The sequence below is a fragment of the Streptomyces liliiviolaceus genome, from assembly GCF_018070025.1.
GTDB classification, from domain to species: domain Bacteria; phylum Actinomycetota; class Actinomycetes; order Streptomycetales; family Streptomycetaceae; genus Streptomyces; species Streptomyces liliiviolaceus.
This window is the reverse complement of sequence record NZ_JAGPYQ010000001.1, coordinates 162,711-185,699: the sequence shown is the minus strand read 5'-3', so window position 1 is coordinate 185,699 and position 22,989 is coordinate 162,711. Positions and strand designations below refer to the sequence as shown.

18 protein-coding genes are annotated in these 22,989 nt (G+C 70.0%); 5 read left to right on the top strand and 13 right to left on the bottom strand.

Annotated features, from left to right (window positions below):
* Positions 1-119: 119 nt before the first annotated feature.
* Positions 120-1,448, top strand: coding sequence for an AI-2E family transporter (locus J8N05_RS00780; protein WP_210880570.1), 1,329 nt, complete (start codon positions 120-122; stop codon positions 1,446-1,448).
* 265 nt (positions 1,449-1,713) lie between these two features.
* On the opposite strand, the gene J8N05_RS00775 is transcribed toward J8N05_RS00780, so the two are convergent.
* Entirely contained in the window at positions 1,714-2,247 is a 534-nt protein-coding gene (locus J8N05_RS00775) for an alkyl hydroperoxide reductase (protein ID WP_210880569.1), read from the bottom strand.
* Between the two features lie 3 nt (positions 2,248-2,250).
* The gene (locus J8N05_RS00770; RefSeq protein ID WP_210880568.1) at positions 2,251-2,805 is read right to left on the bottom strand and encodes a peroxiredoxin; all 555 of its coding nucleotides are present in this window, start codon (positions 2,803-2,805) and stop codon (positions 2,251-2,253) included.
* A 174-nt stretch (positions 2,806-2,979) separates the two neighbouring features.
* On the opposite strand from J8N05_RS00770, the gene J8N05_RS00765 reads away from it, so the two are divergent.
* On the top strand, positions 2,980-3,915 hold the full coding sequence (locus J8N05_RS00765; RefSeq protein ID WP_247706087.1) for a LysR substrate-binding domain-containing protein: 936 nt from the start codon (positions 2,980-2,982) through the stop codon (positions 3,913-3,915).
* Between the two features lie 112 nt (positions 3,916-4,027).
* Here the strand turns inward: J8N05_RS00765 and J8N05_RS00760 are convergent, their stop codons facing one another.
* From J8N05_RS00760 to J8N05_RS00740, 5 genes are all read right to left on the bottom strand, one after another.
* Entirely contained in the window at positions 4,028-6,328 is a 2,301-nt protein-coding gene (locus J8N05_RS00760; protein ID WP_210889930.1) for an ABC transporter permease, read from the bottom strand.
* A 113-nt stretch (positions 6,329-6,441) separates the two neighbouring features.
* Positions 6,442-7,128, bottom strand: a complete 687-nt coding sequence (locus J8N05_RS00755; protein ID WP_210880566.1) for an ABC transporter ATP-binding protein — start codon at positions 7,126-7,128, stop codon at positions 6,442-6,444.
* Positions 7,125-7,649, bottom strand: a complete 525-nt coding sequence (locus tag J8N05_RS00750; RefSeq protein ID WP_107020256.1) for a PadR family transcriptional regulator — start codon at positions 7,647-7,649, stop codon at positions 7,125-7,127. The genes J8N05_RS00755 and J8N05_RS00750 overlap by 4 nt, the downstream gene beginning before the upstream one ends.
* A 444-nt stretch (positions 7,650-8,093) precedes the next feature.
* On the bottom strand, positions 8,094-8,372 hold the full coding sequence (locus J8N05_RS00745) for a hypothetical protein (RefSeq protein WP_210880565.1): 279 nt from the start codon (positions 8,370-8,372) through the stop codon (positions 8,094-8,096).
* Positions 8,369-9,346, bottom strand: a complete 978-nt coding sequence (locus J8N05_RS00740; protein ID WP_210880564.1) for an SPFH domain-containing protein — start codon at positions 9,344-9,346, stop codon at positions 8,369-8,371. Before J8N05_RS00740 ends, J8N05_RS00745 begins: the two co-directional genes overlap by 4 nt.
* Before the next feature lie 268 nt (positions 9,347-9,614).
* Between J8N05_RS00740 and J8N05_RS00735 the strand changes: the two genes are divergently transcribed.
* Positions 9,615-11,906, top strand: coding sequence for a transglycosylase domain-containing protein (locus J8N05_RS00735; RefSeq protein WP_210880563.1), 2,292 nt, complete (start codon positions 9,615-9,617; stop codon positions 11,904-11,906).
* Positions 11,907-12,033: 127 nt separating this feature from the next.
* Here the strand turns inward: J8N05_RS00735 and J8N05_RS00730 are convergent, their stop codons facing one another.
* The 5 genes from J8N05_RS00730 to J8N05_RS00710 all read right to left on the bottom strand — a co-directional run bounded on the left by J8N05_RS00730 (position 12,034) and on the right by J8N05_RS00710 (position 20,258).
* Positions 12,034-13,497, bottom strand: a complete 1,464-nt coding sequence (locus J8N05_RS00730) for a catalase (RefSeq protein ID WP_210880562.1) — start codon at positions 13,495-13,497, stop codon at positions 12,034-12,036.
* A 192-nt stretch (positions 13,498-13,689) separates the two neighbouring features.
* Positions 13,690-15,831: an ATP-binding SpoIIE family protein phosphatase gene (locus J8N05_RS00725; RefSeq protein WP_210880561.1), complete on the bottom strand. Its 2,142-nt coding sequence runs from the start codon at positions 15,829-15,831 to the stop codon at positions 13,690-13,692.
* 372 nt (positions 15,832-16,203) lie between these two features.
* Positions 16,204-16,896 (bottom strand): cytidylyl-2-hydroxypropylphosphonate hydrolase, encoded by a 693-nt coding sequence (gene fomD, locus J8N05_RS00720; RefSeq protein ID WP_210880560.1) that lies wholly within the window; start codon positions 16,894-16,896, stop codon positions 16,204-16,206.
* A gap of 72 nt (positions 16,897-16,968) precedes the next feature.
* Positions 16,969-18,354, bottom strand: coding sequence for a class II fumarate hydratase (locus J8N05_RS00715; protein ID WP_210880559.1), 1,386 nt, complete (start codon positions 18,352-18,354; stop codon positions 16,969-16,971).
* Between the two features lie 215 nt (positions 18,355-18,569).
* The gene (locus tag J8N05_RS00710; protein ID WP_210880558.1) at positions 18,570-20,258 is read right to left on the bottom strand and encodes a fumarate hydratase; all 1,689 of its coding nucleotides are present in this window, start codon (positions 20,256-20,258) and stop codon (positions 18,570-18,572) included.
* 167 nt (positions 20,259-20,425) lie between these two features.
* Here J8N05_RS00710 and J8N05_RS00705 point away from each other — a divergent pair, with 167 nt between their 5' ends.
* Positions 20,426-21,121 carry a DUF1707 SHOCT-like domain-containing protein gene (locus J8N05_RS00705; RefSeq protein WP_210880557.1) on the top strand — a complete coding sequence of 232 codons (696 nt, stop codon included), beginning with the start codon at positions 20,426-20,428 and terminating at the stop codon, positions 21,119-21,121.
* 172 nt (positions 21,122-21,293) lie between these two features.
* Complete coding sequence (locus J8N05_RS00700; protein WP_210880556.1) at positions 21,294-21,671, top strand: WhiB family transcriptional regulator; 378 nt, start codon at positions 21,294-21,296, stop codon at positions 21,669-21,671.
* A 239-nt stretch (positions 21,672-21,910) separates the two neighbouring features.
* Here the strand turns inward: J8N05_RS00700 and glpX are convergent, their stop codons facing one another.
* Positions 21,911-22,942, bottom strand: a complete 1,032-nt coding sequence (glpX, locus tag J8N05_RS00695; RefSeq protein WP_107020245.1) for a class II fructose-bisphosphatase — start codon at positions 22,940-22,942, stop codon at positions 21,911-21,913.
* Positions 22,943-22,989 lie beyond the last annotated feature (47 nt).

The following is a 22,989-nucleotide window of genomic DNA, read 5'->3' as shown; positions in this document are numbered from 1 at the left end:
ACCTCGCGGAGCCCTTCACCGTCCTACGGTGAGGGGCTTCTGCCATGTACGGTCGATGCCGACGTCTCCAGGGACTCCAGGGAGGAGTGGTGGGGAGCAACGGGGGAAGAGGACGGTTCATGTCGCGAGTGCCAGGTTGGTTCGGCCGGATCGGTGCCGGACTCACCGAAGTGGGAGAACGGCTGGACGCGCGCCGCGCGGCAGCCGAGAAGGACGACGAGATCGACGAGATCGTCAAGGACGAAGCAGCAGGTACGGACTCCTCGTCCGCGTCCCTGCCGGGGTCGCCCCCCGACGGCCCGGTCGTCCGCGTCCGCCCCGATCCCGCCACCGCCGTCCCGTGGGGGATGCGGGTCGCCGCCGAGGCCGGCTGGCGGCTGCTCGTCCTCGCGGGCACCGTCTGGGTGCTGATGCGCGTCATCAGCGCCGTCCAACTGGTCGTCCTGGCCTTCGTCTCCGCGCTGCTCATCACCGCCCTGCTGCAGCCCACGGTCGCCCGGCTGCGCAGATACGGTTTTCCGCGCGGCCTCGCCACCGCGCTCACCGCGATCCTCGGCTTCGTCATCATGGGGCTCGTCGGATGGTTCGTGGTCTGGCAGGTCATGGAGAACATCAACAACCTCGCCGACCAGATCCAGGACGGCATCGACGAGCTGCAGCGCTGGCTGCTCAACAGCCCGTTCCATGTCACCGAGGACCAGATCAAGGACATCGCCAAGAGCCTGCGCGAGGCGGTCGGGGCGAACACCGAGGAGATCACCTCCGCTGGGCTCGAAGGCGTCACCGTCATCGTCGAGGCGCTCACCGGCATCCTGCTGACGATGTTCTCCACGCTCTTCCTGCTCTACGACGGCAAGCGCATCTGGGAGTGGACGCTCAAGCTCGTCCCGGCCGCGGCGCGCCCGGGGGTCGCCGGAGCGGGGCCGCGGGCCTGGCGCACGCTCACCGCGTACGTCCGCGGCACGGTGATAGTGGCTCTGATCGACGCCATCTTCATCGGGCTCGGCATCTTCTTCCTCGACGTCCCGATGGCCGTTCCGCTCGCCGTCTTCATCTTCCTCGGCGCGTTCATCCCGCTCGTCGGCGCCGTCATCTCCGGGGCGCTGGCGGTCGTCGTCGCCCTCGTGACGCAGGGCGTCTTCACGGCGGTCATGACCCTGGCCGTCGTCCTTGCCGTCCAGCAGATCGAGGGCCACATCCTGCAGCCGTTCATCCTCGGGCGGGCGGTGCGGGTGCATCCGCTGGCCGTCGTGCTGTCCGTGGCGGCGGGGGGGATGGTGGCGGGGATCGGTGGCGCGGTGGTCGCCGTGCCGCTCGTCGCCGTCACCAACACGGTGGTGGGGTACCTGCGGTCCCACTCGCGTGAGGCGGCGCTGCGGTATGCGCCGGGGCCGCACGGGTCGACGGCGGCGGCCCGGCCCCCGGAGGACACACCCCCACCGGCGTAGCCCGGGTTCCTCGCCCCCGCCGCCCCTACCCTTCCCGTCACTGCATGGGGGGTGCGCCCCCTCGCCCCCCTTTGTCCTCAAACGCCGGACGGGCTGAAAGATACGCGGACGGGCTGGAAGATTCGCGGGCGTGCTGAAGATCTCCGGCCGTCCGCGACATCTCAGCCCGTCCGGCGTTTGAGGACCGGGGGTTCGGGGGCAGCGCCCCCGAGTCGTGGACGGGAACGGGTAGGGGCGGCGGGGGCGAGAGCAAACCCCTGCGGAACTACTCCGCCAGGACCGCCTCGGCGTCCAGCGTGACCCCGACCGCCTGCACAACCGCCGCGATCTTGAACGCTTCCTGAATCGTCTCCCGGTCGACACCGGCCCGGCGGAGCACCTGCTCGTGCGAGTCAAGACACTGCCCGCACCCATTGATCGCGGAAACGGCCAGCGACCACAGCTCGAAGTCGACCTTCTCCACCCCCGGGTTGCCGATGACGTTCATCCGCAGCCCCGCCCGCAGCGTCCCGTACTCCGGATCGGAGAGCAGATGCCGCGTGCGGTAGAAGACGTTGTTCATCGCCATGACCGCCGCCGCGGACTTCGCCGCGGTGTACGCCTCGGGCGAGAGCTTCGCGTTGGCCTCCTCCTCCAGCTCACGCAGCACGCGCGGCGAGCGCGAGGCGATGGCGCAGGCGAGCACCGTGCCCCACAGCTGCTGCTGCGGAAGGTCGGAGTTGCCGATGACGGAACCGAGGTTCAGCCGCAGGTCCTTGGCGTAGTCCGGAATCGCGGACTTCAGCGCGTCGAGGGACATGGGTCACTCACCGGCCAGGAGCTTGACCGGGTCGAGCGTGGTCTCGCCCTTGGTCCAGTTGCAGGGGCACAGCTCGTCCGTCTGGAGTGCGTCCAGGACCCGCAGGACCTCCTTGGGGTTACGGCCGACGGAGCCGGCGGTCACCATGGAGAACTGGATCTCGTTGTTCTGGTCGACGACGAAGACGGCGCGCTTGGCGAAGCCGTCCTCGCCCTCGATGCCGAGGTCCCGCATCAGCTCGTGCTTCGAGTCGGCCATCATCGGGAACGGCAGGTCGGTCAGGTCCGGGTGGTCCTTGCGCCAGGCGTGGTGCACGAACTCGGAGTCGCCGGAGAAGCCGAGCACCTGCGCGTCACGGTCGGCGAACTCGTCGTTCAGCTTCCCGAAGGCGGCGATCTCGGTCGGGCACACGAAGGTGAAGTCCTTGGGCCACGCGAAGACGATCTTCCACTGACCTTCGTACGTCTTGTGGTTGATCTGCTCGAACTCCTCGCCCTTCTCCAGCGAGACACAGGCGGTCAGATCGAACTCGGGGAACTTGTCACCGACAGTGAGCACGGGCTCTCCTTGCAGCGAAGAAAACCCCAATTTGAGGGGTTTTCCCATGGGTTGGACGTCCATGATCGTGGCACAGAGTGCATTGATTAGGGAAATAGCTACACTCGGTCGTGTTGATCGAAAACAGCTATCAGTGCATGTGAGCGCGGAGAGCGAAGCGAAAGGACCGTGACCGTGCCCCCCGTCAGGAAGAGGCAGCCCAGCCTCCCGCAGCTGCGCGCCTTCGCCGCGGTGGCCGAGCATCTGCACTTCAGGGACGCGGCCGCCGCCCTCGGCATGAGCCAGCCCGCGCTGTCCGGCGCGGTCTCGGCACTGGAGGAGACCCTCGGCGTGACGCTGCTGGAGCGTACGACCCGCAAGGTGCTCCTGTCACCGGCGGGCGAGCGGCTGGCCGTACGGGCCAGGGCGGTGCTCGACGAGGTGGGCGCGCTGATGGAGGAGGCCGAGGCGGTGCGGGCGCCGTTCACCGGGGTGCTGCGGCTCGGGGTGATCCCGACGGTGGCGCCGTATCTCCTGCCGACCGTCCTGCGGCTCGTCCACGACCGCTATCCGGCGCTCGACCTCCAGGTCCACGAGGAGCAGACGTCGAACCTGCTGGCGGGGCTCACCACGGGCCGACTCGATCTGCTGCTGCTCGCGGTGCCCCTCGGAGTGCCCGGGGTCGTCGAACTGCCGCTGTTCGACGAGGACTTCGTGCTGGTCACGCCGTTGGGCCACCGGCTGGGCGGCAGGGAGGGCATCGCGCGTGAGGCGCTGCGCGAGCTGAATCTGCTGCTGCTGGACGAGGGGCACTGTCTGCGGGACCAGGCGCTCGACATCTGCCGGGAGGCCGGGCGGGCGGACGCGCCGGTCACCACGACCGCGGCGGGGCTCTCCACGTTGGTGCAACTGGTCGCGGGCGGGTTGGGGGTGACGCTGTTGCCGCGTACGGCCGTCAGGGTCGAGACGGCTCGGAGCAGTCAGCTGCTCACGGGGTTCTTCGCGGAGCCCGCCCCCACTCGGCGGATCGCGCTCGCGATGCGGGGTGGGGCGGCTCGGGCGGGGGAGTACGGGGAGCTGGCTTCGGCGCTCCGGGAAGAGCTGAAGCCGTTGCCGGTACGGGTGTTGTGACACCCGCACCGGCAACGGCGCGGCCACCTTGAGGGGCGCGGGGAACTGCGCAATCTTTAAGGGGCGCGGGGAACGGCGCGACAGGCGGGCGATGACGGACCCCCTTGGGGGGCTACTCCGTGCGCAAGCCGTCCGGGCGCATCAGGCGTAGGAGCGGTGGGACGCTCAGGGCCGTCACCGCCACGACCACCGCCGCTCCGATGCCCGTCATGGCCAGGACGCTCAGCCAGTCCACCGTCACCCTCGTGGCCGTCATCTTCAGGAGGACCGCGCCCAGGGTGAGGCCCACCACCGAGGCGAGGACCAGGCCCAGCGCGACCGGGATCGCGGTCTGCCACAGGACCGACAGGCTCAGCGTACGGCGCCGCGTGCCGAACGCGACCAGCGCCGAGAGCAGCTTCTTGCGCTCGCGCAGCTGCTCCAGCTGGGAGACCAGCAGGCTCGCCCCGATCAGCGCGAGGACACAGGCCGCGCCGACGAACAGCCCGGTGCGGATGGAGTCGAAACGCTCCGAGCGCTCACTGCCCGTGAACGTCATGGGCTCCGTGAGCGGATTGATCTCCGCCGCGGTGTTGCGTACGAGCTCCTGGCCGTCCGGGACCGTCCCGTCGAGCTTGAGGTAGATCACGCCGCTGCTCGCGGGAACCGCCGCGGCGGGCAGCGCGCTCGTGGTGAACAGGAAACCGCCCCGCTCCCAGCCCGTCGGGTCCTTGCGCGGATCGGCCTTCTTGATGTCGCGCGGCACGGTCCAGGCCACCTCCGCGCCCTTGACGACGTCGTCGTAGGTGGGGTCGATGACGAGCTCGCGGCCGGGCTTCGCGAACTTCGCGGTCTCCGAGTCGTACTCGGCGCCCTGCACGGCGAACACATCGCCCTCGCGGCACGAGGACAGCTTCGCCACCTCGCGCAGCGCGGCGCAGTCGCCGACCGTGATCCCCGAGGACGTGTCGGGGTTCTTCGCCCGCTCGCTCAGCGAGAGGTCGGACAGCGCGACGGCGCCGCGCACCCCGCGGGTGTCCGCGAGTTCGGTCCGGGCGTCCGCGAGGGAGACGGACTTCGGTACGGAGACCTGCATCTGGGCGCGCGAGAGGTCCTCGCCCGTGGACTTCGTGTAGTCGCTCTGGACACCGGAGAACAGCATCTGCAGGGCGATCGCGCCGGCCACCGCCACCGCGATGCCGTTGACCATGCGGGCCGCGGTGCCACTGCTCAACTGCAGCCTGCGGACGGCCAGCTGCCAGGAGACCGAGCCCGAGTTCAGCCGGGCCACCACGGACTCCACGACCCACGGCAGCAGCGCGGTGATGCCGACGAGGAGCAGGACGACACCGCCGGTCACCATGTACTCGTTGAAGTCGCCGTTGTCGTTGCCCTTGCCGATCATCGGGCTGAGCAGGCCGAGGCCGCCCAGCGGCAGCAGCAGCCGCCACCACAGCCGGCGCCGCGCGGGCCTGGCCGTACGCACCACGCCGAGCGGCTCGATGACCACGCCGCGCAGGGCGAGGAGGGTCACCGCCACCGCGGCGGCCGGGACCGCGACGGCGATCAGGACGGCGAGTACGGGCGTCGGGTTGAGGTAGCTCGGGAAGACGCTGATCCCGAAGAGCTCCAGCGAGCCGGCGATCTGGCGGCCGATCAGGAAGAAGCCGACACCGAAGGCCAGCCCGAGGAAGGCCCCGGCGAGCGCCTCGCCCGCGGCGATCCGGCGGGTCATCCGGCCGTCGGCGCCGACCAGCCGCAACGCGGCGAGTCTGCGGTCGCGCCGCTCGCCGCCGAAGCGTACGGCCGCGGCGATGAAGACGCCGACCGGCATCAGCAGCACCACGAAGACCGTGAGGACGAGCAGGAGGAGGACCGGGTCCATCTCCTCCGCGGGCCCCTTCCTCGCGCCGAAGGTGTCGAGGCGCACGATGCGGGAGCCCTCGTCGAACTTCGCCAGGTTCTGGCCGCCCGTGTAGTAGGCGAGTTCGGCCGAGCCGATCAGGCCGCTCTCACCGATGGTTCCCGTGACGCGGTACGGCAGCCGGTCGTGCAGCAGCTTCGCGTCCTTGGAGTCCAGCAGTTCCTTCAGCGCGGGGGACACGACCATCTCGCCCGGCGCCGGGAACTTCTTGATGCCCGGCGGCAGTGGCGCCCGCAGGCCCTCCGGCTCCAGCTGGCGGCCCCGGACGTCCAGGCCGCGGAACTCGGTGTCGACGTTCGCGACGAGCACCGTGTTGTCGGACCTGGCCGGTTCGACGCCGTTCATCGCCAGGTCCATCCGCGCGTACTCGCGGTCGGACCGTGCCTGCAGCGCGCTCGGGATGGCGGTGGTGAGCAGCAGTAGCGCCACGCCGAGCCCCACCCCGACACCGGTGAGCAGGACCCGTACCCAGCCCTCGCGGCCGCCCGTGAACGCGAACTTGATCCCCATGGCGAGGTCCCTGGACCACTGCCGCAGCACGGGGGTCCGGTGGCGCGGGTCGTCCCAGGAGGGCAGTTCCGCGGGAGCCTCGGGCGGGGCGGCGGTGGTCGACGGGCGGGCGCTCATACGGCGCGCTCCATGTCCCGGGACTTCCCGTCGCGTACGACGATCTCGCGGTCCGAGTAGGCGGCCACCCGGGTCTCGTGCGTGACGAGGACGACGGCGGCGTTGGCGGACCGGGCGGCGTCCGTGAGCAGCTCCATCACGCGCTCGCCGTTGAGCGAGTCGAGGGCGCCGGTGGGCTCGTCCGCGAACAGCACCCGCGGGCTGGTGACCAGGGAGCGGGCCACGGCGACGCGCTGGCCCTGGCCGCCGGAGACCTCGCCGGGCCGCTTGCCCGCAAGGTCGTCGACCTCCAGGCGCTCCATCCAGGCCAGGGCGGTGCGCTCGGCCTCCTTGCGGGAGGTGCCGTTGAGGCGCAGCGGCAGGGCCACGTTCTCGACGCAGGTCAGCTCCGGCACCAGCTGGCCGAACTGGAAGACGAACCCGAACTCCGAGCGCCGCAGCGCGCTGCGCTGGGAGTCGTTCATGGTCGCCATCTCACGGCCGTTGTACGTGATCGAGCCCGAGTCGGGCGTCACGATGCCGGCGAGGCAGTGCAGGAGGGTCGACTTGCCGGAGCCCGAGGGGCCCATCACGGCGACGACCTCGCCCGGGTGGATGGAGAACTCGGCGCCGTCGAGGGCGTTGGTGGGGCCGTACGCCTTGCGCAGGTCGTGGGCCACGAGCAGGGAGCCTGCGGGGGTCATCGGGTCACCGCCTCAGCGAGTTTGCCGAGGCGGGCCGCGGTGAGTTCGAGCCACCGCAGGTCGGCCTCAAGATGGAAGAGGGCGTGGTCGCAGATCAGCTGGTCGGCGAGATCGCCCTTGCGCTTGCGGTCGGTGAGGATGCGCATCATGCGCAGGTGTTCCGAGCGCTGGGTGTCGAGGATCTCGGACGCGTCGCGGTGCGTCAGGAGGGCGAGGACGACCTTCGTGTAGAGGGTCGACTGGAGATACGGCTCCGGCTTCTCCGGCGTCGCGAGCCACCGCTGGACGTCGGTGACGCCCGCCTCGGTGATCGCGTACCGCTTGCGCTCGGGGCCTTCGCCCGCCTCTATCCCGTCGACCTCCACGAGGCCGTTCTTCAGCAGCCGGGACATCGTCGAATAGACCTGGCCGTAGTGGAGCGGCCGGTCGTGACCGAACTTCTCGTCGAAGGCCCGCTTCAGGTCGTAACCGTGTCGGGGGCCGGACTCCAGGAGCCCTAGGAGCGTGTGACCGATGGACATGCGGAGCACTCTACACAGTGCGTATACACGCCATGTATACGCACTGTGTAGACGCTCTTCCCGAGGGTGCGTCCTCGCAGGTCGAAGCCGATTGTCACGGTTCTGCCACCGCGATCGATCGCACTGTTTCGGGTGCGGGCCGGTGGGGGCTGATCGCGCAGTTCCCCGCGCCCCTGAGGTCTGCGGGGCCTTGGGTCGGATGTGTGGTGCGGGTCCGGTGGGGGTGGGCCGCGCAGTTCCCCGCGCCCCTGGGTGGGACGGGGCGAAGCCCCTCCCCGAGGGGCGCGGGGAACTGCGCGAGCAACCCCCACCGGACCCGCACGTGACCGAAGGGGCGCGAGGAACGGCGCGGCCGGCCCCCACCGGACCCGCACCCGGATGAAGGGGTGCGGGGAACGGCGCAGCCCGCCCGCCCCACCGGCCCGCACCCGGCAACGGCCCCGCCTACTCCTCCCCCTCCTCGGAGAGGGAAGGGCGGCCGCGGCGGGGGATCGGGCCCGCCCCGCCGGGGAGGCGGCCCGCCTCGCCGAGCGCCCGCCGCAGCAGGAACTCGATCTGCGCATTGGCCGAGCGCAACTCGTCCCCGGCCCACCGCGCCAACGCCTCGTACACCAGCGGATCCAGCCGCAACAGCACCTGCTTGCGCTGCTGCTGCGCCCTCCGCGGAGGAGGAGGGGGAGGATCAGGGGGAGTCGGAGGGGCCCCCTCCGGAGTCGAACTCACTGGTAGAGGGACCCCGTGTTCAGGACGGGCTGCGGCGCCCGGTCCCCGCACAGCACCACCATCAGATTCGACACCATCGCCGCCTTCCGCTCGGAGTCCAGCTCCACGATGTCCCGCTCGGAGATCCGCGCGAGCGCGGCCTCCACCATGCCGACGGCCCCGTCCACGATCTGACGCCGCGCGGCGACGACCGCACCCGCCTGCTGCCGCTGGAGCATCGCCGAGGCGATCTCGGGCGCGTACGCGAGATGCGTGAAGCGGGACTCGATGATCTGCACACCCGCCGCGTCCACCCGCGCCCGCAGTTCGACCGCGAGCTTCTCGGTGATCTCCTCCGCGTTGCCCCGCAGCGACAGGCCCTCCTCGTCATGGGCGTCGTACGGGTACTCGATGGCGATGTGCCGCACGGCCGCCTCGGTCTGGGTGGCGACGAACTCCAGGAAGTCGTCCACCTCGAAGCTGGCCTGCGCGGTGTCCTCGACCCGCCACACCACGACGGCGGCGAGTTCGATCGGGTTGCCGTAGGCGTCGTTGACCTTGAGGACGGCCGTCTCGTGATTGCGTACCCGCGTCGAGATCTTCGTACGGGACGTGAGCGGGTTCACCCAGCGCAGTCCGTCCTCGCGGATCGTGCCGCGGTAGCGGCCGAAGAGCTGGACGACGCGGGCCTCGCCGGGCGCCACCATGTTCAGACCGCACATCGCGATGAACGCCGCGAGGCCGATCAGGACGCCGGCCACGATGAGCACGGCCTTGCCGCCGGCGGCGTCCACCGCGGTGGCGGAGACGACCAGCGCGGCGCCCAGCAGCAGGCCGACCAGCCCGAGCAGCAGCGCGAGCCCGCCGCCGATGCTGTGCGCGGAGACCTCCCGGACGCGCGGAGCGGGCATCTCGGGCAGGTCGGTGGCGTCCGTCCCTGTCCCCGTCCCCGCTCCGGTCCCTGGGCCTGTGTCCGGAGAGTTGTGTGTGGACATGGGTGTTCCCCCGTTTCATGGTGCTTTCGTCCGGTGTGCGGACGCGCCCGGCTCGATCCGGATGACTATCTAAGTGATATCACTTTACCCGCCACGGCAACCTTCCACTCCTGTGAACCGTCGGTTCCATAGGGGTGGGTGCTGATTCTCACGTCCGTAAAAGGCCGGATCGACAGGCGTTTGTCCGCAGGTGCGGTGTTAGTTTGCTGAGCCGAACCGAGCGATGAACCTGTGAGACACGAGAGACGGAAGCGGAGCGGACGTATCCATGGGACGAGCGGATGAACGACGAGCGCGGCAGCGCGGTGGGCACCGCGGCGCGCCGAAACGCTCGTCCAAGGCGGAGGGCAAGACCGGCAAGAGCGGTATACGCCGGTTCTTCACCTGGAAGAAGATGCTCGGCACGTTCTTCGGTCTCTGCCTGCTCGGCATGGCCGCCTTCATCGGGCTCTATCTGATGATCGACGTCCCCAAGGGGAACGCGGCGGCGGTGCAGCAGAGCAACATCTACAAGTACGCCAACGGCGAGACCCTCGCCCGCGACGGTGAGGTCAACCGCGAGCTGGTCGACCTGGACCAGGTCTCCAAGGGCGTCCGGATGACCTTCGTCGCCGCCGAGAACAAGTCCTTCTACAAGGACTCCGGCGTCGACCTCAGGGGTACGGCCCGCGGCCTGATCAACACCCTGTCCGGCAAGGGCAAGCAGGGTGGCTCGACGATCACCCAGCAGTACGTCAAGAACTACTACCTCACGCAGGACCAGACCGTCACGCGCAAGCTGAAGGAACTGGTCATCTCGCTGAAGGTGGACCGCCAGCAGTCCAAGGACGACATCCTCGCGGGTTACATCAACACCAGCTACTACGGCCGTAACGCCTGGGGCATCCAGGCCGCCGCGCAGGCGTACTACCGGGTCGACGCGGACAAGCTCAGCGTCGCCCAGAGCGCGTATCTGGCCGCCCTGCTCCAGGCCCCGAGCCAGTACGACTGGGCGGTGGCGAGCGACACCAGCAAGAAGCTGGTCAAGAACCGCTGGAACTACGTCCTCGACAACATGGTCGAGGAGGGCTGGCTGGACTCCGCCAAGCGCGACGGCATGACGTTCCCCGTGCCGAAGGACCCCAAGGGCGCACCCGGCCTGGAGGGCCAGGCGGGCTATCTGGTGGAGGCCGCCAACTCGACGCTGGAGAAGCAGCTCGTCGAGCAGGGCACGGCCTCCGACATGGACGAGGCCGCGACGATGGTCAAGGCGGGCGGCTGGACCATCACGCTGAACATCGACAAGAAGAAGCAGGCCCAGCTGGAGAAGGCCGTCAAGGCCAAGCTGACCAGCAAGCTCGACGGGAAGAAGCGGGACGTCGACGCCGACATCCAGGCCGGCGCCGCCTCCGTCGACCCGAAGACGGGCCGGGTCCTCGCGATGTACGGCGGCGTGGACTACGTGAAGCACTTCACGAACAACGCCACGCGCCGCGACTACCAGCCCGCCTCCACCTTCAAGCCGGTCATCCTGGCCGCGGCCGTCGACGAGGACGCCACGACCCAGGACGACGACCCGATCACGGCGAACACGATCTACGACGGCACCAGCAAGCGTCCCGTCCTCGACGACGGTACGAAGGTCGGCTTCTCCCCGCCGAACGAGGACGACGTCGACTACGGCGACGTCGACGTCCAGACCGCCATGAACAAGTCCATCAACTCCGTCTTCGCGCAGATGGGCGTCGACGTCGGCATGGACCAGGTCATGAAGACCGCGGGCGAGCTGGGCATGGACGTCGAGGGCGTCAAGTCGGTGCCCGCCCAGACCCTCGGCACGATGGGCGCGAGCCCGCTGGAGATGGCCGGGGTCTACGCGACCCTCGACAACCACGGCAAGAAGGTCACCCCGGCCGTCATCAAGTCGGTCGAGCACAAGGACCGCGCGGTCAAATTCCCGGACCCGATCGGCGATCAGGTCATCAGCCGGGAGGCCGCCGACACGGTCACCTCGGTGCTGACGGGCGTGGTCGACGACGGTACGGCCCGCACGTCCGTGCGGGACAACCCGGAACGGGACGGCCAGCAGGTCGCCGGCAAGACCGGTACGTCCGACTTCAACAGGTCGGCCTGGTTCACCGGTTACACCCCCGACCTGGTCACCTCGGTCGGGATGTTCGGCGAGGACGCGAAGTCCCACGCGCAGGTGACGATGCAGGGTGCCACCGGCCTCCTGCCGGGCAAGGGCCGCGTCAACGGCGGTGGCTATCCCGCGCAGATCTGGGCGGCGTTCACGTTCGACGCGATGGGTGAGGTGACCAGGTTCGACCTGGACACGAAGCAGGGTGCGGCGGTCAAGCCGACCCGGACGCCGACGGTCAGCTCCACGCCGACGACGCCGTCCACGGAGCCCTCCACGGAGGATCCGACGACGAAACCGCCGACGAGTACGTCCCCGCCGGAGTCCACTCCCGAGGAGACTCCCACGGAAGAGGACCCGACGCCCACGACGAGCGCTCCGTCGTCCCCGGGAGGTATCGAACTGCCCCCGGACCCGGACGACCCCCAGTCGGACGACTGACCTGCGGTGCGGCCCGGTGGGGGGCGGGCCGCGCAGTTCCCCGCGCCCCTGATGGGGCGCAGCCCCTCCTAGGGGCGCGGGGAACTGCGCGACCGGCCACGACGGACCCGCAGCTTCCCACCGGCGTTCACGCCCCCATGACCGCCTGGGCGATCCGATCCCCGATCCCCTTGTCGATGTTCCGCCAGTACTGGAACGCCCGCTCCAGCACAGGCTGCGAGACATCGGCCAGCAGATGCCCACTGACGTTCGCCACGAGCCGCTCACGCTGAGCGTCGTCGAGGACCTGCCGAACCATCGTCCCGGCCTGCCCGAAGTCGTCGTCCTCACGATGCCGCTTCGTCGCCTCGCGCACCAGCTCACCCGCTGTCTGCCAGCTCGCCGGCTCACCGAACCGCCCGAAGTCCGCCGCGGGCCCGCCGTACGAGTTGGGCGCGTACGGCCGCGCCGCACTGGACGGCACGTACCGCATCGGCCCGTCCTTGGCGTACGAGTTCACCGCCGAGTGCGGCCGGTTGGGCGGCAGCTGCGCGTAGTTCGGGCCGATCCGGTACCGGTGGGTGTCCGGGTACGAGAACAGCCGGCCGAGCAGCATCTTGTCCGGCGAGGGGCCGATGCCCGGCACCAGGTTGGACGGCTCGAAGGCGGCCTGCTCGATATGGACGAAGTAGTCCTCGGGGTTCTTGTCGAGGACCATCCGGCCGACGTCGATCAGCGGGTAGTCGCCGTGCGGCCACACCTTCGTCAGGTCGAAGGGGTTGAAGCGGTAGTCCGCCGCGTCCTCGAACGGCATGACCTGGACCTTGAGGCTCCAGCTCGGCGCGTTCCCGGACTCGATCGACTCGTACAGGTCACGGCGGTGCTTGTCCGCGTCCGAACCGGCCAGCTCGTCGGCCTCGGCCTGGGGCAGGAACTCGATGCCCTGGTCGGTCTTGAAGTGGTACTTCACCCAGAACCGCTCGCCGCCGCCGTTGATCCACATGTAGGTGTGGGACGAGTAGCCGTTCATATGGCGGTACGTCCTCGGGATGCCCCGGTCGCCCATCAGCCACGTCACCTGGTGCGCGGACTCGGGCGAGAGCGTCCAGAAGTCCCACTGCATGTCGTTGCTGCGCAGCCCGGTCACCGGGTGGCGCTTCTGCGAGCGGATGAAGTCCTGGAACTTGATCGTGTCACGGACGAAGAAGACCGGCGTGTTGTTGCCGACCATGTCGTAGTTGCCGTGCTCGGTGTAGAACTTCAGCGCGAAACCGCGCGGGTCGCGCCAGGTGTCGGGGGAGCCCTGCTCACCCGCGACGGTGGAGAAACGCGCCAGCATGTCCGTGCGCTTACCGGGCTGGAAGAGGTCGGCCCGGGTGAACTGGCTGACGTCATTGGTGACTTCGAAGAAGCCGTACGCGCCACTGCCCTTTGCGTGCACCACCCGCTCCGGTACCCGCTCCCGGTTGAACTGGGCCATCTTCTCGATGAGGTAATGGTCCTGGAGCAGGATCGGGCCGTCGGGGCCGACGGTGAGCGAGTGTTCGTCGCTCTCCACCGGAATGCCGACGTTGTTCGTGGTGTACGGAGCCTGGTCGGGTGCCTGCGTCACGAGCGTCCTCCCGTTCGAGAAGAGTCGATTGGTCGCTTCGCTCACCCAGCAGTCAACTCCGCCGACGGGATGTCGGCAACATTTGGACGGGGTCTGATTCCGGTTCTGTTCCGGCTCGCTTTCAGGGTCGCTTCCAAGGTCGTTCTCGGGGTCGCCGGGTCACTGCCGGGGTGAGTCCCGCCTGGGTACCCCTCAGCTGTGGTTCAACTCGAACCAGACGACCTTTCCCGCACTGAGCCGGGTCGCGCCCCACCGCCTGGCCAGCTTGTTCACCAGGTAGAGGCCGCGTCCGCCCTCGTCCGTGGCGCGCGCCTGCCGCAGCCGCGGCAGCTGTGGCACGTCGTCGCCGACCTCGCAGCGCAGCACGTCGGTCCGCAGCAGCCGCAGCGTCACGGGCCGTGACGCGTACCGCACGGCGTTGGTGACGACCTCGCTGACGAGCAGCTCCACGGAGTCCGTGAGCTCCTCCAGGTCCCAGCGCGACAGCGCCTTGCGGGCCAGCCGGCGGGCCCGGCCGGGCGCCGCGTCCTCCGGGTCCAGGTGCCACAGCGCGACATCGCTCGGCGCGATCCCGTCGAAGCGGGCGGCGAGCAGCGCGATGTCGTCGTCCCGGTCGCCCGGGCCGAGCATGTCGAGCACCTCGTCGCACAGGGCCTCAAGGGGCGGCGGATGGTCCGGCCCGGTCAGCTGGGCGGTCGCGGCGATCCGCTCGCGCAGTTGCTCTATCCCGGTCCACACGTCACGCAGCCGCGACTCGACCAGCCCGTCGGTGTACAGCAGCAGCGTGGCGCCCGCGGGCGCGTCCAGCTCGACCGCCTCGAAGTCCACGCCCCCTACGCCGATGGGAGCACCGGGAGGTACGCGCAGGACCTCGGCCCGCCCGCCCAGATGCAGCAGTACGGGCGGGGGATGGCCCGCGTTGGCGATGGTGATGCGGTGCGCGACCGGGTCGTACACCGCGTACAGGCAGGTCGCCATCCGGTCGGTGCCCAGGCGCTGGGCCTGCTCGTCCAGGTGGTGCAGGACCTCCTGCGGCGGCAGGTCGAGCCCGGCGAGGGTCTGCGCGGTCGTGCGCAGCTGGCCCATGATCGCCGCGGAGGTCATGGAGTGGCCCATGACGTCACCCACGACGAGGGCGACCCGGCTGCCGGGCAGCGGGATCGCGTCGTACCAGTCGCCGCCCACCCGGGCCGTCTCGGCGGCCGGCAGATAGCGGGACGCCAGCCGCACACCGGTCGGCCGGGGCAGGGTCTCGGGCAGCATCGTGCGCTGCAGCTCGTCGGCGATGTACGCCTCGCGCCCGTACAGCACCGCCTTGTCGATGCCGAGCGCGCTGTGCGTGGCGAGCTGCGCCGCGACCAGCAGGTCATCGGTCTCGAAGGCGGGCCGGTCGGGGCGGCGCAGGAACAGCGCGGCCCCGATCACGCGCCGCCGGCCGCGCAGCGGCGCGAGGATCGCGCGCTGGCCGCCGGGCACGCTCAGGTCGTCGCCGATCAGCTCGGGCAGCGCGGCCCGGGCGGCGGGCGCGTCCGCGAAGACGGGCCGCACCCCGCGCAGCACCTCGTTCAGGGCGCCACCGGGCCGTACGGTGCACAGCTCGGCGGTGATGCCGACGTCCGGCTCGGGCTGCAGCGCGGGCAGCAGGAAGCCCTCGGTGTCCCGGTCCTCGGGGATGCGGTCCGTGCGCCGCAGCCGCAGGACGACGGGCCCGGTGGGCCGCTCGTCGCCCACCGGCAGCGGGTCGCGCAGATAGACGAGGATCGCGTCCGAGAAGGTCGGCACGGTCGCCCGGCACAGCCCCATCACGATCTCGTCGAGGTCGATGCCGCGGGCGATCCGCCGGGTGGCGGCGCCCACGAAACGCAGCCGGTCGCCGTCCCGACGCATGGGCATGGGCGCGCCGGGCGCCGGGCTCTGCCCCGTACGGCGGTCCTTGCCGCCCAGGTGGACGGCGGCCTCCGTGCCGGAGGCGCCGCCCAGCGATTCGGGCCGCGGCCGGTGCGGATCGGGTTCGCCGGCCGGTTCGGTGGCCGACGGCTGGGAGTGCTCAGGCCCGGAACCGGCGGGCGCGCCCGTGGCGGCGCCTTGCGCGTCCGCGGTCACGGGCGTGCCGATCGGGCTCTGGCCGTCGGGAACGGGCGTGCCGACGGCCCCCGACGCATCGGGGGTGTCGTCAGGCCGTCCCTGCGCCGGTAAACCGGGAGAGCCCTGTGCGGGCGGCTCCGGGGTACGCAGAAGCGCCCCGCGAGGGTCCGCGGGGGCCGTGGGCCTGGCAGCGCTGGGCTGTCGGCGCTCATGGGAGGTGGGGTGCTCCGTCACGCGTGTCGAATCCATCCGTCCGGTGCTGCGCGCCGTGCGTGCAGTTCGTCCCGCAGAGAGCCCGATACCCGGAATGCGTGCCCCAGGAACGGAATCCCCGCGTGATCAGACAGCCTCTCAGAAGAATGACCTTCGGACACCGGCGGGAACAGCCTGATTCGCCGGCTCCGGGTCGTACCGCTGTGACCCTCGTATCCCACGCTCACGTCCTGCCGCCCCTCGGTGACGTTCGGTCAAGCTCAGCGCCTTGTGCGGGAGTTGCCGTGGCGCACCCGCCCGCCGCCCGACCATCACTCCTCAACGACGGTGTCGCGCACCGACCCTGACTGTTCGTTCGCGTTGCGGAGGACGATCCTACGGTTCTACCACGGGGGCGCATCAAGGGTCTCATGTGGACACGTGCGCGGGTGTGCGATCCCAGTCGTCGGGCAGGGACGGTACGGACCAGGCGGGATCGGGTCGCCAGTGCTGCCAGCCGTCCGAGAACGGCGGGCCCCAGTGGCGGATCACCTCCACCGCGGCGCGTCCGGCCTCGCCCACGCGCGCGGCCAGCCGTTCGTCCATCAGGCCGTCCCGCTGGGCCTGTGCGAACTCGTCCTCGTCGCGCCAGCCCCAAGTCCGGTCCGGATGGACCGAGATGTCGAGGAAGTGGTCCTCGGAGTCGACGCCGCCGGACCATCTGGCCAGCGGTTCCTCCAGGTTGACGTACCAGTTCTTGAACTGCCAGCCCGGCTCCCAGAACAGCCACACCGACCAGGGCTCGCCGGGCCGCGCCAGCTTCAGGACGCCGGTGCCGAACCAGCGGTCGCGCTGCACGGTCCGGGGCTTGGTGTAGCGGGACTCCAGCGGCTCCGCGTGCACGGACGTGCCGTCCGTGAGGACGGGCTTCACGCACTCCGTCCCCGGGGCCAGCCACACGGCGAGCAGGTCGCCGTCGTCCCGCACGACGGTCACGGGACGCGCGATGTGGAAGCGATCGCCGGCGTTCTCCCGGTAACGCCACAGGATCTGACTCCCGGGGTTCCAGTACGCCGCCGAACCGCCCGCTTCCACATGTGTCACCGCTCCGCCCTCTGCCATGAACAGATATTAGGTGCCCGGGGCATACGACGCTGCGGTAAGCGCCATGGTTCGCCTGCTCGCCCGACGACGTTACGGCCTTGTCATCCGCAGGACATCCAGGGCCTCGTCCAGCTGCTCCCGGGTGAGGTCGCCGCGCTCCACGTACCCCGACTCCAGGACGACCTCGCGGATGGTCCTCCGCTCGGCGAGCGCCTTCTTGGCGACCTTGGCGGCCTCCTCGTACCCGATGTACTTGTTCAGCGGTGTCACGACCGACGGCGACGACTCGGCGTACTCGCGGGCCCGCTCGCGGTCGGCCGTGATGCCGTCCACGGTCCGGTCGGCGAGCAGCCGGGAGACGTTCGCGAGCAGCCGCACGGACTCCAGGACGTTCTTCGCGATGACCGGCAGCATGACGTTCAGCTCGAAGTTGCCGGAGGCGCCGGCGACGCCGATCGTGGCGTCGTTCCCGACCACCTGCGCGGCCACCATCAGCACGGCCTCGGGAATCACCGGATTCACCTTGCCGGGCATGATCGACGAGCCCGGCTGCAGATCGGGCAGACTGATCTCCGCGAGACCCGTACGCGGCCCGGACGCCATCCACCGCAGATCGTTCGCGATCTTCGTGAGCCCCACGGCGATGGTCCGCAGCTGCCCGCTGGTCTCTACGACCCCGTCCCGCGCGCCCTGCGCCTCGAAGTGGTCGCGGGCCTCGGTGAGCGGCAGCCCGGTGGTGCGCGCGACCTCGGCGATCACGGCTGCGGAGAACCCGGGCGGCGTGTTGATCCCCGTCCCGACGGCCGTCCCCCCGAGCGGCAGCTCGGCGAGCCGCGGCAGGGAGGCCTCCAGCCGCTCGATCCCGTACCGCACCTGGGCCGCGTACCCGCCGAACTCCTGGCCCAGCGTCACCGGCGTGGCGTCCATGAGATGGGTCCGCCCGGACTTCACCACATCGGCGAACTCCTCGGACTTGCGGCTGAGCGACGTGGCGAGGTGTTCGAGCGCCGGGACGAGATCGCGGGTGACGGCGGCGGTCGCGGCGATGTGGAGGGAGGAGGGGAAGACGTCGTTGCTGGACTGCGAGGCGTTCACGTGGTCGTTCGGGTGTACGTCCCTGCCGAGCCGTTCCGTCGCCAGGGTGGCGAGGACCTCGTTGGTGTTCATGTTGGACGAGGTCCCCGACCCCGTCTGGAAGACGTCCACGGGGAATTCCGCGTCCCACTTCCCGTCCGCGACCTCGGCCGCCGCCTCCTGGATGGCCTCCGCGACGTCCTTGTCCAGCACCCCGAGGCCCGCGTTCACCTTGGCCGCGGCCGCCTTGATCCTGGCCAGGGCCTCGATGTGGGCGCGCTCCAGATGCTGCCCGGAGATCGGGAAGTTCTCGACGGCGCGCTGGGTCTGGGCCCGCCACTTCGCGTCCGCGGGGACGCGGACCTCGCCCATGGAGTCGTGTTCGATGCGGTAGTCGGTCATAGCAGGTATATCGCCCCCGCCGCCCCTACCCATTCCCGTCACTGACTCGGGGGCGCTGCCCCCGAACCCCCGGTCCTCAAACGCTGGACGGGCTGAAAGACATCTTTCAGCCCGTCCGGCGTTTGAGGACGAGCGCGCAGCGCGATACGGGGGGCGAGGGGGCGCAGCCCCCATGCAGTGACGGGAAGGGTAGGGGCGGCGGGGGCGAAAAAAATCTAGAGCCCGGGCCCCCGCACGGGAATCGACGTGAACGTGGGCGCCGGCGCCGGGTCCTTGAAGAAGTCGTTGCCCTTGTCGTCGACGACGACGAACGCCGGGAAGTCCTCCACCTCGATCTTCCACACGGCTTCCATCCCGAGCTCCTCGTACTCGACGACCTCGACCTTCTTGATGCAGTCCTGCGCGAGCCGAGCGGCCGGCCCCCCGATGGACCCGAGATAGAACCCGCCGTGCGATCCGCACGCGTCAGTGACCTGCTGCGACCGATTCCCCTTCGCCAGCATCACCTTCGACCCGCCCGCCGCCTGGAACTGCTCCACATAGGAGTCCATGCGCCCGGCCGTGGTCGGCCCGAACGACCCGGACGCGTACCCCTCGGGGGTCTTCGCGGGCCCCGCGTAGTACACGGGGTGGTCCTTCAGGTACTGCGGCATCTCCTCACCCGCGTCGAGCCGCTCCTTGATCTTCGCGTGCGCGATGTCACGCGCCACGACGAGCGGCCCAGACAGCGACAGCCGCGTCTTGACCGGGTACTTCGTCAGCTCGGCGAGGATGTCGTCCATCGGCCGGTTCAGGTCGATGCGCACGACGTCCCCGGCCTCGTCCAGGTGCTCGTCCGTCGTGTCGGGCAGGAACCGCGCCGGGTCCGTCTCCAGCTGCTCCAGGAACACGCCCTCCGCGGTGATCTTCGCGACGGCCTGGCGGTCGGCCGAGCAGGAGACGGCGATGGCGACCGGGCAGGACGCGCCGTGCCGGGGCAGCCGCACCACGCGCACGTCGTGGCAGAAGTACTTGCCACCGAACTGCGCGCCGATCCCGATCCGCTGCGTCAGCTCGAAGACCTTCTCCTCCAGGTCCTTGTCCCGGAAGCCGTGGCCCAGCTCGGACCCCTCGGCCGGAATCTCGTCCAGGTAGTGCGCGGACGCGTATTTCGCGGTCTTCAGGGCGTACTCCGCGCTCGTGCCGCCGACGACGATCGCCAGGTGGTACGGCGGGCAGGCGGCCGTGCCGAGCGAGCGGATCTTCTCCTCCAGGAACTTCATCATGGAGGCCTCGTTCAGGACGGCCTTCGTCTCCTGGTAGAGGAACGACTTGTTGGCCGAGCCGCCGCCCTTCGCCATGAAGAGGAACTTGTAGGCGCCGCCGTCGGTCGCGTACAGCTCGATCTGGGCCGGGAGGTTCGAGCCGGTGTTCTTCTCGTCCCACATGGTCAGCGGGGCCATCTGCGAGTAGCGCAGATTCAGGTTCAGGTACGCGTCGTAGATGCCGCGGGACAGGGCGGCCTCGTCGCCGCCCGTCGTCAGCACGTTCTGGCCGCGCTTGCCCATCACGATCGCCGTGCCGGTGTCCTGGCACATGGGGAGCACGCCGGCGGCCGCGATGTTCGCGTTCTTCAGGAGGTCCAGCGCGACGAACTTGTCGTTGCTCGACGCCTCGGGGTCGTCGATGATGCGCCGCAGCTGAGCGAGGTGCGCGGGCCGCAGATAGTGCTGGATGTCGTGGATCGCCTCGGCCGCGAGCGTACGCAGCGCCTCCGGCTCCACCTTGAGGAACGTGCGCCCGTCGGCCTCGAAGGTGGACACACCCTCGGAGGTCACCAGCCGGTACGGGGTGGTGTCCTCTCCCTGGGGGAGCAGATCGGTGTACGCGAACGCAGGGCTGGGCGGGGGGGAATTATGCGGCATCTCGCCAAATCCTTCATCGACAGACAGCGGCCGGCCTCCGTTGGCGGCGCCACCAGCGTAGAACCTGCCTCGGACACCGAGTTTGTGAGGTAAGGCTCAGTAGGTCGTCCGGACCCGCTGTCCACACCCTCTAGTCGCGATCTATCGCGTTTGGGTACGCTGCTGCCGTGGACCTTCAGAAGCACACCGAGCCCGACCTTCGGAAGCACACCGACCTCCGCGCGTCCGACGCGGACCGCGACCGGATCGCGGACATGCTGCGCGACGCCCACGCCGAGGGCCGCCTCACCGCGGAGGAGCACGCGGAGCGGGTCGAGGAGGTCTTCCGCGCGAAGACCGTGGGCGACCTGGAACCGCTGGTGCGGGACCTGCCCGCGGCCCACCGCCCCCGCGCGTCGGCCGCGTTCACGGCGGCTCCCAACCGGCCCGTCCCGGGCGCGATCCCCCCGGTCGCCGACGAGAACGTGGTGGCGGTGTTCAGCGCGGCCGTGCGCAGGGGCCGCTGGCGCGTGGGCCGCCGCACGCACGCGTACGCGATCTTCGGCAGTGTGGAGATAGACCTCAGCGAGGCGATATTCGAGCACCAGCAGGTCGTGATCAAGGCGATATCGGTGTTCGGCAGCGTCGAGGTCCGCGTCCCGGAGAACGTGTCGCTGCGCGGCAGCGGCGGGGGAGTCCTCGGCAGCTTCGAGGTGGACACGCTGGACTCGGGCGAACAGGACGCCCCCGTGGTGTACGTGGACGGGCTGGCCGTGCTGGGGAGCATCGAGGCGAAGCCGAAGCGGGGGAAGCTGATCGAGGACATCCTCGACCGGGTCACCGACAAGGTGAACGCCAAGTTGCGCAAACATCTGGGACATTGACGGTCGCGAATCCACGACGACCGGAAGAGTACGGTCCGGGGCGAAGCCTCGTGCCCGGTCCGGTACCGGCCGGGATCCTCGGCGCTTGCGAACTGAGTGCATAGGCGCGCGTACAGCGGGTAGGCCTTGCTGCATCGTCTCTCGCTCGCGAAGCCGTCGTCAGGAGTAGACCGTGCTGCATCCGCCGCATCAGTCCCTGCAGGTCGCTGCCGTTCCGCCCCAGCCGGTGCCGGTGCGCGAGAGGGACCAGGACGCCCCCTGGCACACGGAGGCCGTGTGCCGCCGCGACGAGGCCGGGCTGTTCTTCGCACCCTCGAAGGAACCCACCGCGGCCCGGCTGTCCCGCGAGGAGGCGGCGAAGCGGGTCTGCGCGCGCTGTCCGGTGATGATCGAGTGCCGGGAACACGCACTGCTGCAACCGGAGCCGTACGGCGTCTGGGGCGGCCTCACCGCCGCGGAGCGCCGCGTGGTCCTGGCCCGACGCCGCCGCCGAGACCTGGACCTCCAGAAAACGGCCCGAACCCCGGGCCCGATAGCCGCAGCCGGCTGACCCGCCCCGCCAAACGACCACCCACCCGCGCCCCGAAGGGGGCGCGGGGAACTGCGCGACAAGCCACGACGATCCCGCACCCGACGACGGGCCCTGTCAGGGGCGCGGGGAACTGCGCGACAAGCCACGACGTACCTGCAGGCACCCACCGGCCCGATAAGGGGCGCGGGGAACTGCGCGAGCAACCCCCACGGACCCGCACCCGACCACGGCCCCCACGACCCCCAAAACCAGCGGAGCTACTTCGCCCGGTCGAAGTCGATCGCGCTGTACGCCCGCAACTTCGCAAGCCGATGCTCGGAGCTGATCTGCCGCACCGTCCCCGACTTCGACCGCATCACGATCGAGTCGGTCGTAGCGGTCTCGGGCCGGTACCGAACCCCCCGCAGCAACTCCCCGTCGGTGATCCCGGTGGCCACGAAGAACACGTTCTCCCCGGACACCAGGTCATCCGTGAGCAGCACCCGGTCCAGGTCGTGCCCCGCATCAACGGCCCGCGCCCGCTCCTCGTCGTCCTTGGGCCACAACTTCCCCTGGATGGTGCCACCGAGGCACTTCACCGCACAGGCGGAGATGATCCCCTCGGGCGTACCACCGATACCGAGCAGCAGATCGATCCCGGTGCCCTCGCGCAGCGCCAGGATCGAGCCGGCCACATCCCCGTCGGAGATGAGCTTGATGCGTGCGCCGGTCTCCCGGATCTCCTTGATGATGCCGTCGTGCCGCGGCCGGTCGAGGATGACGACCGTGACGTCCTCGGGCGTGACGCGCTTGGCCTTGGCGACCCGCCGGATGTTCACGGACACCGGCGCGTTGATGTCGACGAAGTCGGCGGCCTCGGGCCCGGTGACCAGCTTGTCCATGTAGAAGACCGCGGACGGGTCGAACATCGTGCCGCGGTCGGCGGCGGCCAGTACGGCGATCGCGTTGGTCATGCCCGCCGCGGCGAGGGTCGTCCCGTCGATCGGGTCGACGGCGATGTCGCACGCGGGACCCGTCCCGTCGCCGACGTTCTCCCCGTTGAAGAGCATCGGGGCCTCGTCCTTCTCGCCCTCCCCGATGACGACGACGCCGTTCATCGAGACGGTGGAGACGAGGGTCCGCATGGCCCGCACGGCCGCGCCGTCGGCGCCGTTCTTGTCGCCGCGGCCGACCCAGCGGCCCGCGGCCATCGCGGCGGCCTCGGTGACCCGGACGAGCTCAAGTGCGAGGTTGCGGTCGGGGGCCTCGGAGGGGACCTCTAGTTCGGACGGCAAGTGATGCTCGGTCATCGGAGCGCACCTTTCTGATACGGCGACGGCCGGATGAGGGTTTTCAC

Coding starts and splice junctions, on each gene's coding strand:
- J8N05_RS00780 (WP_210880570.1), top strand. CDS start 120: ATGTCGCGAGTGCCAGGTTGGTTCGGCCGGATCGGTGCCGGACTCACC.
- J8N05_RS00775 (WP_210880569.1), bottom strand. CDS start 2,247: ATGTCCCTCGACGCGCTGAAGTCCGCGATTCCGGACTACGCCAAGGAC.
- J8N05_RS00760 (WP_210889930.1), bottom strand. CDS start 6,328: ATGGGGATCAAGTTCGCGTTCACGGGCGGCCGCGAGGGCTGGGTACGG.
- J8N05_RS00755 (WP_210880566.1), bottom strand. CDS start 7,128: ATGACCCCCGCAGGCTCCCTGCTCGTGGCCCACGACCTGCGCAAGGCG.
- J8N05_RS00750 (WP_107020256.1), bottom strand. CDS start 7,649: ATGTCCATCGGTCACACGCTCCTAGGGCTCCTGGAGTCCGGCCCCCGA.
- J8N05_RS00740 (WP_210880564.1), bottom strand. CDS start 9,346: ATGTCCACACACAACTCTCCGGACACAGGCCCAGGGACCGGAGCGGGG.
- J8N05_RS00735 (WP_210880563.1), top strand. CDS start 9,615: ATGGGACGAGCGGATGAACGACGAGCGCGGCAGCGCGGTGGGCACCGC.
- J8N05_RS00725 (WP_210880561.1), bottom strand. CDS start 15,831: ATGGATTCGACACGCGTGACGGAGCACCCCACCTCCCATGAGCGCCGA.
- fomD (WP_210880560.1), bottom strand. CDS start 16,896: ATGGCAGAGGGCGGAGCGGTGACACATGTGGAAGCGGGCGGTTCGGCG.
- J8N05_RS00715 (WP_210880559.1), bottom strand. CDS start 18,354: ATGACCGACTACCGCATCGAACACGACTCCATGGGCGAGGTCCGCGTC.
- J8N05_RS00710 (WP_210880558.1), bottom strand. CDS start 20,258: ATGCCGCATAATTCCCCCCCGCCCAGCCCTGCGTTCGCGTACACCGAT.
- glpX (WP_107020245.1), bottom strand. CDS start 22,942: ATGACCGAGCATCACTTGCCGTCCGAACTAGAGGTCCCCTCCGAGGCC.